Source organism: Uliginosibacterium sp. sgz301328 (genome assembly GCF_041807905.1).
GTDB lineage: Bacteria > Pseudomonadota > Gammaproteobacteria > Burkholderiales > Rhodocyclaceae > JBGVSA01.
This window is the reverse complement of record NZ_JBGVSA010000003.1, coordinates 63,967-79,072: the sequence shown is the minus strand read 5'-3', so window position 1 is coordinate 79,072 and position 15,106 is coordinate 63,967. Positions and strand designations below refer to the sequence as shown.

Genomic DNA, 15,106 nt, shown 5'->3' with positions numbered 1-15,106 from the left:
ATGGAATTTTTCCGCATCAAGAAAGACATCCCGTTCATGCGGCGCGCGTTGATCTTCAACGCGATCTCGGTGGTCACCTTCCTGCTGGCGGTGTTCTTCCTGTTCCACCGTGGCCTGCACCTGTCGGTGGAGTTCACCGGCGGCACGGTGATGGAGCTGAACTACGCCGAGGCGCCGCAGTTGGAGCCGATTCGCGAGGTGCTGGCCAAGGCCGGCTACCAGGACGTGGCAGTGCAGAATTTCGGTACCTCACGCGACGTCATGGTCCGCGTGCCGACGCGCCCCAACGAGACCTCCGCGCAGATTTCCGCCAAGGTCATGGAAACACTCAAGACGCTGTCGGGCCCGCAACCCGAATTGCGCCGCGTAGAGTTCGTCGGCCCGCAGGTCGGCAAGGAACTGCTTGAAGACGGTTCGCTGGCGCTACTGCTGGTGATCCTGGGCATCGTGATCTACCTCGCGGTGCGCTTCGAATGGCGTTTCGCAGTGTCGGCGATTCTCGCCAACCTGCACGACGTCATCATCATCCTGGGCTTCTTCGCCTTCTTCCAGTGGGAGTTCTCGCTGCCTGTGCTGGCTGCGGTGCTGGCCGTGCTCGGTTACTCGGTGAACGAATCCGTGGTCGTGTTCGACCGCGTGCGCGAAACCTTCCGCAACAGCCGCATGCGTCACCTGTCGGTGCCGGAAGTGCTCGACCACTCCATCACCAGCACGATTTCGCGTACGGTCATCACTCACGGCAGCACGCAGATGATGGTGCTGTCGATGCTGGCCTTCGGCGGCCCGACGCTGCATTACTTCTCGATGGCGCTGACCATCGGCATCTGTTTCGGCATTTACTCATCCGTGCTGGTGGCGTGTCCGCTGGTCATGTGGCTGGGCGTGTCGCGCGAACAGTTCGTCAAGCAGCCCAAGGCAAAACAGGAAGCCGTCGTCTGATCCACGCAGACGCAGCATCGCAGAAAGGCCGGCATATGCCGGCCTTTTTTTGTCGACCGTGGGAACGCTTCGTGCTGCATCGCAGGTGAAACCAGCTACGAAGGAGCCTGCCATGTCACTCATCGTCGCGGCGCGCTTCACCACGTTCGACGAAGCCGAATCGGCGGCGCGCGCATTGTTCGCGCGCGGCGTGGCCGAGGCCGACGTATCCATCTTCTACGTCAATCCTCCCGGCCAGAACAACCGCATCGCTACGGGCGGGGACGAAGTTGCCGATCGCGGGGCGCGCTCGGCGCATCGCTCGGCGTGGATCGGCGTGGCGGTGGGTGCTGTGGTCGGCGTCGCCGTCGGCGCACTGGTCCTGATGCTGACCGACGTGCCGTGGATCGCGGCGGCCGCCACCGGGGGCGTTGGCGCCTATTGCGGCGCCTTGATGGGGGCGCTGTCGGGCATGCACGACGCAGAAAAAAGCCCGCGCGTCGGCCGCGATCTTGGTGTAAGACATGCCGGTGTGCTGCTGGCGGTTCATGTCACGCGCGACGCGGAAGGCAGCAATGAAGCCGCCATCGCCACCACGCTGCAGCAGCATGGCGGGCAAGACGTCGAACAGGCGTTAGGGCGATGGCATGACGGGCGCTGGAGCGACTTCGATCCGGCCCGTGCCCCGGTGTTGAGCGACAAAGTCCCGCCGATGACGGCCTCGACGCCTGGGCATTGAACCCACAGCGTCAGTTCGACCGCAGCGCGTCGACGATCTTCAGCCGGGCCGCCCGCCACGCCGGCAACACGCCGCCCAGGAATCCCATGAACAGCGAAAACGCCAGGCTCGTCACGACGATGCGCGGCGTGAGCGTGAACGAGAACGCCAGCTCCGAGAACGTCTGCCAGTTCATGGTCGATACCGACACGAGCTGCATGGCAGAGGCCGCCAGCAATCCGGCGAGCCCGCCGCACAACGACAGCAGCAACGATTCGATCAGGAACGCCACCAGGATGTTGCCGCGGCGGAAACCGATCGCGCGCAAGGTGCCGATCTCTGCGGTGCGACTCGCCACGGCCGCATACATGGTGATCATCGCGCCGATGATCGCGCCGATCGAAAAAATGATCGACAACGTCATGCCGAGGATGCTGATGAAGCCGGCCATGACCTTCGACTGGTCGGCGTAGAACTGGTTTTCGCGCTTCACTTCGACCGTCAGGCGACGGTCGTCTTGCAGCGACTTCTTCACCGCATCGAACGCACTGGCCGAATCGAGCTGGAAAAGAATCGACGAATACGCGGTGCGCCGGAACGACTGCATCATCTGCTCGGCGTCTCCCCAAAGCTCCGAGTTGAAACCGGTCTTGCCGGCATCGAAGATGCCCACCACCTGCCAGTCGCGTCGCGCAAAACGCAGCGATTGCCCAAGTGCGACGCCTTCGAAGCCGTCGCGAATGCTGCGGCCGACGACGATCTCGCTGCTGCCCGGTCGGAACATGCGACCTTCGACCAGCTTCACCTGCGGCCGCAGTGAAAGGCTGATTTCGTGCGTGCCGCGGATCGACACATTGGCCGGCCCGCCGCCTTTCTTGGTGAGCGAGATCAGCACCACGCTCTCCTTTGACAGCAACTCGCGACCGGACTCATCGCGCGCGATGTGCGGCTGCGTGCTGACGATGGCCGACTGCGTCAGATCGAGCACGCTCTGGATTTCGGTTTCCGACGCAGCGCGGATCACCATCACGTTGTCGGTGCGGCCGGTATCGACGAGCGTCGAACGCAACCCGGCTTCGAGCATCAGCACGGCGGTGAATACGAACACCACCAGCGCCATGCCGCCCGCAGTGAATACCGTCGTCAGCTTGCGCGTGGCCAGATTGCGCCAGATGTACGAGAGCGGCACACGCTTCATCACAACACCTGCCGCAAGCCGTCGATGATCTTTACGCGTACCGCGCGCCGTGCGGGGATCAGCGCAGAGGTGATGCCGATCACCAGTGCGGCCGCCCATTGTTGCTGGATGGTGCCCGGCGATACGTTGAAGATCGGAAAGATCGCATCCAGCTTGCTGCCCACGAAACGCGCTGCCGGGCCCGTCGCGGCGATGCCGATGCCGCCGGCTACCAATGCAATCGCCATCGATTCGGCATAGATCAGGCTCGCCACCACCCAGCCCCGAAAGCCCAGCGCCTTGAGCGTGGCGTATTCACGCGTGCGTTCGCGCGCCGACATCGCCATGGTGTTGGCCATCACCGCCATGATGATGAGGATGATCACGTACGACACCAACTGGATGGCGTTAACGATGGTGCCGGTCATCGCCACGAACGAAAGCTGAAAAGCCTTCTCGGTTTCGGTCAGCGTCTCGGCCAGCGAATTGCGGAAGGTTTCGTCGATGCGCTTCGACACCGCCGCCGCGTGCGATGGTTCATCGATGCCGACGAGGAACACGCCGATCTGATTCACGCGCGCCATCGATAGTTGCTTGATGCGCTCGTTGAGGAATTCCCACTGGAAGAGAAACTGGTTTTCGTCCGTGCTGCTGCGTGCGCCGTGATAGATGCCGCGCAGCACGAATTCATAGTTGCCCGGGTAGATGGTGCCCTTGATCGGGATGACATCACCCACCTTCCAGCCATAGCGGGCAGCCAGTTTGGCGCCGGCCACCGCGCCGCGGCGGTCGCGGCGGAACGCGGTGAGCTGCTCTTCGGGCAGGACGAATTCCGGGTACAGCGAGAAATACGTTTCGGCATCCACCGCCGATTGCGGGAAGAAGTTCCGCGCGTCGATGTATATGCCGCCGAACCAGTTGGCCCACGACACGCCGGTGACGCCTTCGACGCCACGGATGCGCTCGGCGTAGGCCAGCGGCATCGAGAACGCCAGCGAAATGGCGTTGCGCGTGATGAGCCGTTTGTCCGACGCCGCGTCCGCCCCCGCGTACCACGCCGACACCACCGTGCGCAGTAGCCCGAAGGCCAGGATCGCCACGACGATGCCGGCCACCGTCAGCGTGGTGCGCAAGCGGTGGCGGAGCGGGTTGCGCAATGCGCAGCGGAGGATCAGGGCGAGCAAATCAGCGCTCCGCGTTCATCGCTGGTTGATGACCAGCGCCGACAACTCGCCTTTTTCGAGATGCCGCACGGCGTGCGCGGCGTCGGCCGCTTTCTGGTCGTGCGTGACCATGATGATGGTCTTGCCCAGCGTCTCGTTGAGCCGTTGCATCAGCGCCAGGACTTCTTCACCGGACTTGCGGTCGAGGTCGCCCGTGGGCTCGTCGGCGACGAGCAGCGTGGGGTCGCTCACGATGGCGCGGGCAATCGCCACACGCTGCAACTGTCCGCCGGAAAGCTCGGAGGGATAGTGCTTCACGCGGTCCCCCAACCCCACGAGTTCGAGCGCGGTGAGCGCGCGTTCGCGGCGTTCGCGTGCGGGCAGGTTGGTCAGTTGCAGGGGCAGTTCGACATTTTCGAGCGCCGAGAGCACCGGCATCAGGTTGTAGAACTGGAAGATGAAGCCGATGTTCGCCGCGCGCCAGTCCGCCAACGCGGTGTCGTCCAGTTCGCCGATGTCGACGCCGTCGATGATGACCTGGCCCGAACTGGGTTGATCCAGCCCGGCGATGAGGTTGAGCAGCGTCGACTTGCCCGAACCCGACGGCCCCATCAGCGCAAGAAAGTCGCCGCGCAGGATGTCGAAGTGGATGTCCGCCAGCACGGGTACGATTTCGCCCCCGCGCACATAATGCTTGCCGACGTGGTTCAGATGAATGACAACTTCATCGCCGGTACCCGTGACGTCGCTCAAGACTTTTTCTCCACCACCCTGGCGCCATCGCGCAACGTCGGTGCGGGCTTGAGCACGACCACGTCGCCGGTCTTCACGCCAGAGACCTCCACGAGGTCCGCCATCTTGCGGCCGGTCTTCACCGGCACGGCGCGCACGACGCCTTCGTTCAACACGAACACCTTGCCGTCCACCACGGCATCCGCCGCCACGGCCACGCGCGGCGTGCGTTCGTCTGGCTGCAATGGACGTTCGAGGAACGCCACCTTGGCGCTCATGTCGGGCAGCACGCGTTTGTCATGTTCATCGAACTGGATCTTGAATTTGACTGTTGCCTTGGTGCGGTCGACGGTCGGTACGATGCGCGACACGTGGCCCATCAGTCGCAGCTCGGGCAGAGCGTCGAGCTGGATTTCGCACGGCTGATCCAGGTGCGCCTTGGACAGGCTCGTCTCGGACACGTCGGCTTCGATTTCGAGCGTGTCGAGGTCCGCCATCGTCACTACCGCGCCCTTGGAGTCGGCACTGGCGTTGAAAGGGGCGACCACGTCGCCGACGTCGGCCTGCTTGGTCAGCACCACGCCGGCGAAAGGCGCGCGGATGATGGTGTTGTCCAGCGCCACCTGCGCTTCGCGTACGGCAGCCTGGGCCGCGCGCACGGCGGCGGCCTGCGCGCCGACGGTGGCGCGCGCCTGGTGTGCGCGATTGACGGCCGCATCGACCACCGATTGCGAAACGAAGTTGCGGGCCTGCAGATCCTGCTGGCGCTTGAGGTTGAAGTTGGCGTCGACCAGTTCGGCCTCCGCCTGGGTCTGGCGCGCGCGGGCGGCTTCGACATTGGCCTGCGCCTGCGCGATCTGCGCACGGATGTCGGAGTTCTCCAGCCGCGCGATGATCTCACCTGCCTTGACTGCGCTGCCTTCGCGCACCCCGAGCCATTCGAGTCGGCCCGCGCCCTTGGAGGCCACCGCCGCCTTGGTGTCGGCAACCACGTAGCCGGTGGCGTTGAGCCGGGTGATCGATTGCGCCGGCCACGCCTGGGTGACCCGCGTGGTGTCGACTTCAACCGGGCGATTGCGCTGCGCGAGGACACCGGCCGCAACCAGCAGGACGGCGATGGCGGCAATCCACCACCATTTGCGCGAACGGCGTTTGCGAGGCGTCTTGCTGCGATCGATGCGCAATGCGTCGAGAGCGTCCTGGGCCATGATCGGCAAGCCAAAAAGGAAATGATTGTAAAGCTGCGAGCGGCCCCCATGGAGGGATGCGGACAAATGGGGCGATGCCTGTCGTTTGCGGACGACGCCGCACGCGGGCACACTGCGCGCCATGCCCGTACACCCCAAAGCGCGCCAGTTGCTCGACATGCTCCATCGCATCGAGGCGCCACGACTCTTTGAGCAACCTCTCGACATCGCCCGTCACAACTATCACAAGCTGCTGTACGCCTATCGCGGCGAGCTGGAGCACGTGGCTTCGATCTCCGATCTGGAACTGCCCCGCCGCGAATTGGCCGGCGGGCCCCTGGTCGCGCGGCTGTATCGCACCCGCACCGACGCTCTGCAGCCGGTGGTGCTGTGGTTTCACGGTGGAGGCTGGACGTTGGGCGACGTCGCGGGCTACGACGGCGTGTGCCGTTCCATCGCGCGGCGGGCCGACTGTGCCGTACTGGCGGTGGACTATCGGCTGGCGCCGGAGAACGCTTTCCCGGCTGCCGTCGACGATGCGTGGATGGCATGGCGCTGGGCCCAGCAACACGGCGCCGAGCACGGGCTGGATGCGGCCCGCGTGACGGTGGCGGGCGATTCCGCTGGCGCCAACCTCGCCGCCGTGCTGAGTCTCATGACGCGTGACGCGGGCGGCGTGCAACCCCGGCTGCAAGTGCTGGTGTATCCGTCGACCGATCAGTTGAGCGAGGCGCCCTCGCACGCGCGGTGGGGCGAGGGGCATTTTCTGGATCGCGATTCGATCGCGTGGTTCCAGCGCAACTATCTGCCATCGAGCGCGGACTACCTCGATTGGCGCGCCTCGCCGCTGCGCGCCACCGATCATCGTGGCCTCGCCCCGGCGCTGGTGGTCTCGGCCGAATGCGATCCGCTGGTCGACGACGTCATCGCCTACGGCAATCGGCTGGAAGGGGCCGGCGTGCCGGTTCGCCACGTCTGCTATCTCGGCATGATTCACGGCTTCCTGTCGATGGCGAGACTGTTCGCCGCCACCGACGACGCACTCGACGAAATCGCGCAGGCTGTGCGCGGCGCATCCAGCGCCATGCCCCAATAAGGGGCGCGCGTGCGCGGGCTGCACTCTGGCGGTGAGCCGGCGCGCGGCAACACAGGTCCCACGGGCCTTTCGATCACGTGGAACAGCTTTTGCATTAGATGGCTAACCAATCAAGGAGGTCATCATGGCAAGCGGCTGTTCGTGGGAATCGATCGATGTGCATCTGTTGCGTGTCCTGCATGCGCTGCTGACCGAGTGCAGCGTGTCGCGCGCAGCACGACGCCTGAATCAGTCCCAGCCGGCCGTGAGCACTGCGCTGCGCCGGCTGCGCGACATCACCGGTGACCAACTGCTGGTGCGCAGCCGCAATGGCATGACGCCGACCGAACGCGGCGCCGGGCTGCTCGAACCGGTCAAGATCGCGCTCCAGCAGATCGAATCGATCGCGGTGAAGCAGGTGCGCTTCGATCCGCAGCAATCGCGGCGCGTCTTCAACATCGCCACGCCGGACTACCTGAACGCCGTCCTGCTGGGCGACATCGTGGCGCGCCTGCGCAAGCTCGCACCGCATTCACAGGTGATGTTCCATTCGCTCGGCCCGGACCACGACTACGCCCGCGATCTCGAAAGCGGCGACCTGGACGTCGTCATCGGCAACTGGCCGCAGCCGCCCGACCATCTGCGCATCCAGCCATTGTTCGAAGACGAGATCGTCTTCCTGACCCGAAAGGGCCATCCGCTGTCCGAACGCCGCATCTCGCCAGAGGAATACCTGGCCGCCGAACACATCGTGCCCACGCCCTACGCCGTCGGCCAGCGCGGCGTCATCGATCTGCATCTGGCGCGCGAACGCCTCAAGCGCAACGTCGTCGCCTACGTGCCGTATTTCGGTCTGGCGCCGTACATGCTGATGCAGACCGACATGGTCTTTACCGGCCCGCGCGTGTTCGCCGACCATTTCTCGCGCCTGCTGCCACTGGCCGTGTCGACGGCGCCCGTGGAATTCCCCAAGATGAGCTTCTATCTGCTGTGGCACGATCGCAAGCACTACTCGGACGAGTGCCGCTGGTTCCGCGACCAGATCGTGCAGGCCACTCGCCAGGCCGCGCTCGGCGTCGTCGCGCCGCCGCCGGCCATCCGGCCGGTGTATGCGTCGCAAGGTACGCGAGCGGTGACGGCGTAGGCTGCCTTTGTGAGTGTCGAAACGAAAAACGCGGGCATGCCCGCGTTTTTTTTGAACAGTCCGGCCAATCACCTGCCGTTCAACGCATGGCAAACCGCTCCCAATGAAAGTCTCCGCTGCGACGGCCGAGGCGTGCCCAGCCGCGGGCGAGCAGCTTGCCGAATGCGCCGGGGCCGCAGAACCACATCGAGTTGCGTGTGTTGTGTCCGACCACGCGCTCGATGCGCTGCATGTCGAGCGAACCGTCGCGCGCCTGGTCGATCCAGTGCAAGGTGACGCCAGCACGCTGGCATAGCGAACGGATGCGTTCGGCCAAGGGCGAGGTTGCCGGTGCGCAGCAGAAAAAGTGAATCGACCGGGGGGCGCGTGCCGGGTGCGCTGCCAGGTGTTCCAGGCGCGCCAGGAACGGAGTCACGCCGATGCCTGCGCCGACCCATATCTGGCCTTGCTCTTCTTCGCGGAAGTCGAACGCGCCGTAGGGACCTTCGATGCTGGCGCGCGTGCCAACCTGCAATTGCTGCATCATGCGTTGCGTGTCATCACCCAGCGTCTTGACGACGAAACTCACCGTATTCGGGTCATGGCCCGATGAGCTCATCGTGAAGGGGTGCGGGTCGCGCAGGCCGTCCAGCGTCACGAACGCGAACTGGCCCGGACGATGTGCCATGCCGGTGCCTTCGAGCGTGCAATGCAGCTCGATGACTTCGTCGTCGAGGCGGCGGACTTCTGTGACGACGCCTCCGTGCGCGCGAGATCTGCCGATCCTGCCTGCCAGCGACAGCACCGCCGCGATGGTTCCGGCGACGGCGGCGATGGCCGTCAGCACGCCGATGACGGTCGGCCACAACACCGGAGGCATCAGTACCACGCTGTGGAAGGTGGCGGCGAGAAACAGCACCGGAAACACTTTGTGCAGGCGCCGGAACCAGTGATAGGGCACCAGCCGGACCAGTGCGATGATCAGCATGGCGATGAGTACATACAGCAGTATCTCGCCGATTTCGCGGGCGGGTCCGTTGAACTGCGAGAGAAACCATTCTGCCCCGTGACGCGCGCCACCGCGCGACGGACGCTCGACCCAGCCAGCCTGCACCAGCCATCGCGCGCCGTGTTCGCACAGCCAGTGGCCAATGACCAATACCCCGGCGGCGATACCCAGCCATTTGTGGAGGCCGAAATTGCGGTCCAGGCCGCCGAGGCGTCGTTCGATCCATGGCAGGCGCAGGGCCAGTACCATCGCCGTGGCCATGAACAGATAGGCCACAATGCCGGTCAGCAAGAGCGCTTCGCGGCGGATTGCCCAGAAACCCGTGCCGCCGAGGCCTTCGGCCGGCAGGCTGATCATCCAGGCCAGCACGCCCAGGACGAGGGCAGGGAGTACCCAGCGTTTCATCGTTCTCTCCTCGCGTTGATGGGGATGGGTCGATTGTCTTGGGCGAGTCTTAAGCTCCACTTAAGCGCCACGCAGAAAGTGTTGCGCAAATGTTTCGAGATGTAGGAGCGTGGCCACGGGCGGGAGCCTGGTTCTTAAGGCTGCGTTAAGCTGGGCGCGTTGTGATGGCGGCGGGCAACAAGGCCCCAAGAGGTGGAGGACGCGTGCGCATACTGGTGCTGGAAGACGACCGTCTGATCGGTGACGGAATCAAGACCGGATTGGGCCAGTTGGGTTTTTCTGTCGACTGGTTCAAGGACGGCGCCGAAGGCATGGCCGCATTGGTCGCCGCCGACTATGACGCGGCGATACTCGACCTTGGCTTGCCCAACGTCGATGGCATGGACGTGCTCGCCTGCTGGCGCAGGCAGGGGCGCGATGTGCCGGTGCTGATCCTGACCGCGCGGGGTACGCTCGATGACCGCATCCGGGGACTCGACGCAGGCGCCGACGACTATCTGGCCAAACCTTTCGCATTGACCGAGGTGGCCGCCCGATTGCGCGCGCTGATCCGCCGCCGCCACGGACACAGCGAGTCGAACCTGCAGCACGGTGCCGTCACGCTCGATGTTGCCGCACGCAGCTTGACGCTCGACGGCAAGCCGGTCGAACTCACCGCGCGCGAACTCGCCCTGGCCGAGTTGTTCCTCAATGCTGGCACACGCGTGCTCTCGCGGGAGCAGATCGAAGAAAAGCTCTATGCATGGGGTGAAGCCGTGGGCAGCAACACCATCGAGGTCTACGTCCACCATCTGCGTCGCAAGCTCGGCCGCGATTTCATCACCACGGTGCGCGGTTTTGGCTATCGATTGGGGGACCCCGCGTGAGACCCGCCAGCCTGCGCGTGTGCCTGTCATTGCTCATCACCGTGGTGCTCGTCGTGGCGTGGGTGCTCGCGTCCGCCGTCTCTTACCGCGATACGCGCAGCCGTGTGTCCGAGCTATTCGATCGCCAGCAGACGCTGCTGGCGCAGCAACTGCTCGACACCGATATCCAGAATCTCGTCTCCCGTCCCGCCAAGGATCGGCAACGCGGGCCCTTGCGCCTGCGTCGTCGCGGAGCGGATCGCAACGACGATGATGCGCCGGACGACGCCATGGGCTTTGCCATTTTCGACGCGCAGGGCACGCGCCTTTTCAGCGATGGGCGCAGCGGCGGTGACTATGCCTTCGACCCGGCGCGGCAGGGCTTCATGACGCAGCCGCTGGGCGGTCGCCACCATGCCTGGCGCCTGTACTACGCGGCCAATGCCGATCGCTCGCTCTTCGTGGTGGTCGGCCAGGAGATCGGTTATCGGCGCAGTACCGTGCTCGGCATCGTGCGCAGCCAGTTCCTGCCGTGGGCGATTGCGTTGCCGGTATTGCTGGCGCTGGTGTGGTGGGGCATCGGCCGCATGCTGGCGCCGTTGGACCGCGTGGCCGGCGATCTTCGGCAGCGGGCGCCGGATGACGCAAGACCGATTCCTCCGAGGGGGCTGCCGAGCGAGGTGCGCCCGCTCATCGACGCGCTCAACGCGTTGTTCGCCCGCGTGGCGGAGACGCTTACCCGCGAGCGGCGCTTTATCGCAGATGCGGCCCACGAATTGCGTTCGCCGCTGGCGGCGTTGCGCGTGCAGGCCGAAGTGGCCCAGATCGCGCGCGACCCGACGGTGCGTTCGCAAGCGCTCGACAACCTCAACGAGGGCGTCGACCGCGCGTCCCGACTGGTCGACCAACTGTTGTCGCTATCGCGGTTGGGACCGATGCAGATGCCCGCGGATGCCAAGCCGATCGATTGGCGCGCACTGGCCGAATCCGCCAGGGACGAGATGGCGCCGATGGCTGCATCGCGCGATATCGGGCTGTCGTTGCAGGTCGCCGCGCTGCCGCCGGCGACGCGCGGCGATGCGATGCTGCTCGGGCTCATGCTGCGCAATCTGCTCGACAACGCGCTGCGTTACACGCCGGCCGGGGGGCATGTCGAACTGGTGCTGGACGCCGAAGGCATTCGCGTGGTCGATGACGGACCGGGCGTACCCGAGGCATACATGTCGCGCATCCGCGAGCGATTTTTCCGCCCGCCCGGCCAGAACGAAACAGGCAGCGGGCTCGGACTTTCGATCGTGGAGCGCATCGCCACGCTTCACGGCATGCGCCTGCAACTGGACAACCGCGCGCCGCACGGTCTGGTGGCGGCGGTGGTACGGCCTAGCGCCGCAGATCGAGCGTGAACGGAAAATTGGGATTGACGGCTTCACGCGTCACTTCGATCTTGCCCGGTGTGTGGCCCATCGCGGCGAAGCGGGCCAGTCGACGCCCTTCGGCCTCGTAGGCGTTGACGGGGTATTGCTCGAAGTTGCGCCCGCCCGGATGCGCCACGTAGTAGGTGCAGCCGCCCATCGATCGGTTCATCCAGGTGTCGACCAGGTCGAACACCAGCGGGCCATGTGCGCCGATGGTGGGGTGCAGAGACGATGCGGGCGACCACGCTTTGTAACGAACGCCGGCGACGAATTCGCCGACCGTGCCGGTGGGCGCCAGCGGTACTTCGCGCCCGTTGCAGGTGAGCACGTAGCGATCTGAAGCCAAGCCCTGCACGTGCACCTGCAGGCGTTCGACGGAGGCGTCGACGTAGCGCACGGTGCCGCCGATGTTGCCTTCTTCACCCATCACGTTCCAGGGTTCGAGTGCGGCGCGCAACTCCACCTTTGCGCCGCGCGACGCGAAACTGCCGTACTTGGGGAAGCGGAATTCCATGTGCGGCGCGAACCACGCTGTCTCGAACTGGTAGCCGAAATCGTGCAGCTCGGTGACGACATCGTTCAGATCCTGCTGCACGAAGTACGGCAGCATGAAGCGGTCGTGCAGTTCGGTCCCCCAGCGCGTGAGGCGCTGCGGCTCGTATGGAACTTGCCAGAAGCGCGAGACCAGCGCGCGCAGCAGCAGTTGCTGCGTCAGGCTCATGCGCGCGTGCGGCGGCATTTCGAAGGCGCGCAGTTCGAGCAGACCGAGCCGGCCGGTGGGGCCGTCGGGTGAATAGAGCTTGTCGATGCAGAATTCAGCGCGGTGCGTATTGCCTGTAGCGTCGATCAGCAGGTTGCGCAGAATGCGGTCGACCAGCCACGGCGGCGTGGATGCCATGCCCTCGGTGCGCGCGATTTCCCGGAAGGCGATTTCGAGTTCGTACACCGAATCGTTGCGGGCTTCATCCACGCGCGGCGCCTGCGAGGTCGGCCCGATGAACTGGCCGGAGAACAGATACGACAGCGCCGGATGGTTGTGCCAGTAGGCGATCAGGCTCGCCAACAGATCGGGCCGTCGCAGGAAAGGCGAATCCGCTACCGAGGCGCCGCCGAGTACGAAGTGATTGCCGCCACCGGTGCCGCCGTGTTTTCCGTCGAGGGCGAATTTTTCCGTGGTCAGGCGTGACTGGTGCGCCTGGTCGTACAGGTGCGTGGTGCGTTCGACGAGCTCGTTCCACGACGATGATGGATGGATGTTGACTTCCAGCACGCCGGGGTCGGGTGTGATGCGGAAGCTCTGCAGCCGTCCGTCCTTGGGCGGCTCGTAACCTTCGAGGATGACGGGCGCGTTGAGTCGTTCGGCGACGCTCTCCACGGCGTTGACAATCTCGAGGTAGTCCTCGAGCGCCGTCAGCGGGGGCATGAAGATGTACAAGCGACCGTCGCGAGCCTGCGCACACATCGCGGTGCGCGTGATCCAGCCTGCCGACTCGAACGCGGCCGGCCGTCGCGCCGTCGCTTCTTCGCGCAGGCTGTCTGCTGCGCTCGAGCCGTCGCGTGTGGACGTGTCGCGGAGTTGTTGGCGAATGCTCGTGTACGCGGGCAGGGGCGCGAAGAACTGGGTCTGGTCCGGCGCATGCACCCACGGATAGTCGGTCGCGCTTGCCCATGGCTGCGAATCGAGCGGCAGGCGATAGCCCAGCGGTGAGTCGCCCGGGATCAGGTAGCAGCGCTCGCTGCGCAAGAACCACGGCCCCGTCTGCCAGCGCGCCGGGCCCGAAGGATGGCGGGCGATGGGCAGCACGCTGCCGACTTCCGCCGACAGGCCAGCATCGAACACGCGCCGCAGGCGGTCGCGTTCGATGGGGTCGTCCAGCCGGGCGTCGAACGGATCGACGTTGGCCGGCAGGCGGCGTTCGCGCCACAGGTAATACCAGGCATCCTCGAAGGCCGGGAAAACGTAATCCGCATCCAGCCGCAGGGTGGCGGCGACTTCGCGCAGAAAGCGTGCGGCCAGCTCGGCGTCCGCACCATATTCGCCCCGTTCGTTGGCCAGCAAATCAGGATTGCGCCAGATCGGTTCGCCGTCCGCGCGCCAGAAGCAATTGAGCGACCAACGCGGCAACTGTTCGCCCGGATACCACTTGCCTTGCCCGAAGTGCAGCAGGCCCTGCGCGGCGTAGCGATCCTTGAGCCGCAGCAGCAGGTCGGTGCCGAGCAGTCGCTTAGTGGGGCCCATGGCTTCGGTGTTCCATTCGGCGCCATCGCGGTCGTCCACCGACACGAAAGTCGGTTCGCCCCCCATGGTCAGGCGCACGTCATAGGTCGACAGGTCGGCGTCGACGCGACGGCCGAGCGAGTCGATGTCGATCCATTGGTCTTCGGAGTAAGGGCGGGTGACGCGCGGCGCCTCCCATACGCGCTCGACGTGCATGGTGTGTTCGAACTCGCAATCGGCTTCGTCCGCGTAGCCGAACACCGGCGCGGCCGAAGACGGTTCGGGCGTGCACGCCAGTGGAATGTGGCCCTCGCCCGCGAACAGACCGGACGTCGGATCGAGCCCGATCCAGCCCGCACCTGGCAGGTAGACCTCGCACCAGGCGTGCAGGTCGGTGAAGTCGGTTTCGGGGCCGCTCGGGCCGTCGAGCGATTTCACGTCCGGCGCGAGCTGGATGAGATAGCCGGACACGAAGCGCGCCGCCAGTCCGAGGTGGCGCAACAACTGCACCAGCAGCCAGCCCGAGTCGCGGCATGAGCCTGATGCACGTTCCAGCGTTTCTTCGGGCGTCTGCACGCCCGGCTCCATGCGGATCAGGTAGCGGATGTCGCCTTGCAGCCGCTGGTTGAGTTCGACCAGAAAATCGACGCTTGGCCGCGCCTCGCGCGATATGCCGTCGAGGTACTTCGAAAACAACGGGGTGAGCGGCTGGCGCACCAGGTACGGCTGCAATTCGCGCAGTTGTTCGGCGGTGTAGGCGAAAGGGATTTTCTCGGCGTGGGGTTCGAGGAAGAAGTCGAACGGGTTGATGACCGACAGTTCGGCGACGAGGTCGATCTCGACCCGGAATTCGCGCGTCTTCTCGGGGATCACCAGCCGTGCGAGGTAGTTGCTCTGCGGATCCTGCTGCCAATTGATGAAGTGTTCGGCCGGCGTGATGCGTTGCGAGTACGCCAGGATAGGCGTGCGGCAGTGGGGCGCGGGACGCAGGCGCACCACCTGCGGCGACAGGCTCACCAGGCGGTCATAGCGGTAGTGGGTGACGTGGTTCAGCTTGACGTGGATCGACACGATTCGCTCTCCGCAGCGGGCCGGGGGTGGGTGCCACTTTCAAAGCAAGA

At 65.2% G+C, this 15,106-nt stretch carries 12 protein-coding genes; 6 read left to right on the top strand and 6 right to left on the bottom strand.

Annotated features, from left to right (window positions below; genetic code table 11):
* A complete protein-coding gene (gene secF / locus ACDA63_RS03100; RefSeq protein WP_373661709.1) occupies window positions 1-939 on the top strand; it encodes a protein translocase subunit SecF in 939 nt (312 codons plus the stop codon).
* 112 nt (window positions 940-1,051) lie between these two features.
* The gene (locus tag ACDA63_RS03095; protein ID WP_373661708.1) at window positions 1,052-1,657 is read left to right on the top strand and encodes a hypothetical protein; all 606 of its coding nucleotides are present in this window, start codon (window positions 1,052-1,054) and stop codon (window positions 1,655-1,657) included.
* Between the two features lie 10 nt (window positions 1,658-1,667).
* Here ACDA63_RS03095 and ACDA63_RS03090 read toward each other — a convergent pair whose 3' ends face one another.
* Genes ACDA63_RS03090 through ACDA63_RS03075 form a run of 4 tightly spaced genes read right to left on the bottom strand, consistent with a single transcriptional unit; the run spans window position 1,668 to window position 5,916 of the window.
* Window positions 1,668-2,834 carry an ABC transporter permease gene (locus ACDA63_RS03090; protein ID WP_373661707.1) on the bottom strand — a complete coding sequence of 389 codons (1,167 nt, stop codon included), beginning with the start codon at window positions 2,832-2,834 and terminating at the stop codon, window positions 1,668-1,670.
* Window positions 2,834-3,997 carry an ABC transporter permease gene (locus ACDA63_RS03085; protein ID WP_373661706.1) on the bottom strand — a complete coding sequence of 388 codons (1,164 nt, stop codon included), beginning with the start codon at window positions 3,995-3,997 and terminating at the stop codon, window positions 2,834-2,836. The genes ACDA63_RS03090 and ACDA63_RS03085 overlap by 1 nt, the downstream gene beginning before the upstream one ends.
* A 15-nt stretch (window positions 3,998-4,012) precedes the next feature.
* The gene (locus tag ACDA63_RS03080; RefSeq protein ID WP_373661705.1) at window positions 4,013-4,729 is read right to left on the bottom strand and encodes an ABC transporter ATP-binding protein; all 717 of its coding nucleotides are present in this window, start codon (window positions 4,727-4,729) and stop codon (window positions 4,013-4,015) included.
* Window positions 4,726-5,916 (bottom strand): efflux RND transporter periplasmic adaptor subunit, encoded by a 1,191-nt coding sequence (locus ACDA63_RS03075; protein ID WP_373661704.1) that lies wholly within the window; start codon window positions 5,914-5,916, stop codon window positions 4,726-4,728. Before ACDA63_RS03075 ends, ACDA63_RS03080 begins: the two co-directional genes overlap by 4 nt.
* Window positions 5,917-6,037: 121 nt before the next feature.
* On the opposite strand from ACDA63_RS03075, the gene ACDA63_RS03070 reads away from it, so the two are divergent.
* Window positions 6,038-6,991 (top strand): alpha/beta hydrolase, encoded by a 954-nt coding sequence (locus ACDA63_RS03070; protein ID WP_373661703.1) that lies wholly within the window; start codon window positions 6,038-6,040, stop codon window positions 6,989-6,991.
* A 124-nt stretch (window positions 6,992-7,115) separates the two neighbouring features.
* A complete protein-coding gene (locus ACDA63_RS03065) occupies window positions 7,116-8,114 on the top strand; it encodes a LysR substrate-binding domain-containing protein (RefSeq protein ID WP_373661702.1) in 999 nt (332 codons plus the stop codon).
* A gap of 79 nt (window positions 8,115-8,193) precedes the next feature.
* Here the strand turns inward: ACDA63_RS03065 and ACDA63_RS03060 are convergent, their stop codons facing one another.
* Complete coding sequence (locus ACDA63_RS03060; protein ID WP_373661701.1) at window positions 8,194-9,507, bottom strand: ferric reductase-like transmembrane domain-containing protein; 1,314 nt, start codon at window positions 9,505-9,507, stop codon at window positions 8,194-8,196.
* A gap of 203 nt (window positions 9,508-9,710) precedes the next feature.
* Here ACDA63_RS03060 and ACDA63_RS03055 point away from each other — a divergent pair, with 203 nt between their 5' ends.
* Both ACDA63_RS03055 and qseC read left to right on the top strand, forming a co-directional pair.
* On the top strand, window positions 9,711-10,373 hold the full coding sequence (locus tag ACDA63_RS03055; RefSeq protein ID WP_373661700.1) for a response regulator: 663 nt from the start codon (window positions 9,711-9,713) through the stop codon (window positions 10,371-10,373).
* Window positions 10,370-11,755 carry a quorum sensing histidine kinase QseC gene (gene qseC, locus ACDA63_RS03050; RefSeq protein ID WP_373661699.1) on the top strand — a complete coding sequence of 462 codons (1,386 nt, stop codon included), beginning with the start codon at window positions 10,370-10,372 and terminating at the stop codon, window positions 11,753-11,755. The genes ACDA63_RS03055 and qseC overlap by 4 nt, the downstream gene beginning before the upstream one ends.
* On the opposite strand, the gene ACDA63_RS03045 is transcribed toward qseC, so the two are convergent.
* Window positions 11,733-15,056, bottom strand: coding sequence for a DUF2126 domain-containing protein (locus tag ACDA63_RS03045; protein WP_373661698.1), 3,324 nt, complete (start codon window positions 15,054-15,056; stop codon window positions 11,733-11,735). The genes qseC and ACDA63_RS03045 overlap by 23 nt on opposite strands.
* Between the last annotated feature and the right edge of the window lie 50 nt (window positions 15,057-15,106).

What these genes read in the sequence shown, in the direction of transcription:
- secF (WP_373661709.1), top strand. Translation starts at nt 1, where the DNA reads ATGGAATTTTTCCGCATCAAGAAAGACATCCCGTTCATGCGGCGCGCG.
- ACDA63_RS03095 (WP_373661708.1), top strand. Translation starts at nt 1,052, where the DNA reads ATGTCACTCATCGTCGCGGCGCGCTTCACCACGTTCGACGAAGCCGAA.
- ACDA63_RS03090 (WP_373661707.1), bottom strand. Translation starts at nt 2,834, where the DNA reads ATGAAGCGTGTGCCGCTCTCGTACATCTGGCGCAATCTGGCCACGCGC.
- ACDA63_RS03075 (WP_373661704.1), bottom strand. Translation starts at nt 5,916, where the DNA reads ATGGCCCAGGACGCTCTCGACGCATTGCGCATCGATCGCAGCAAGACG.
- ACDA63_RS03070 (WP_373661703.1), top strand. Translation starts at nt 6,038, where the DNA reads ATGCCCGTACACCCCAAAGCGCGCCAGTTGCTCGACATGCTCCATCGC.
- ACDA63_RS03065 (WP_373661702.1), top strand. Translation starts at nt 7,116, where the DNA reads ATGGCAAGCGGCTGTTCGTGGGAATCGATCGATGTGCATCTGTTGCGT.
- ACDA63_RS03060 (WP_373661701.1), bottom strand. Translation starts at nt 9,507, where the DNA reads ATGAAACGCTGGGTACTCCCTGCCCTCGTCCTGGGCGTGCTGGCCTGG.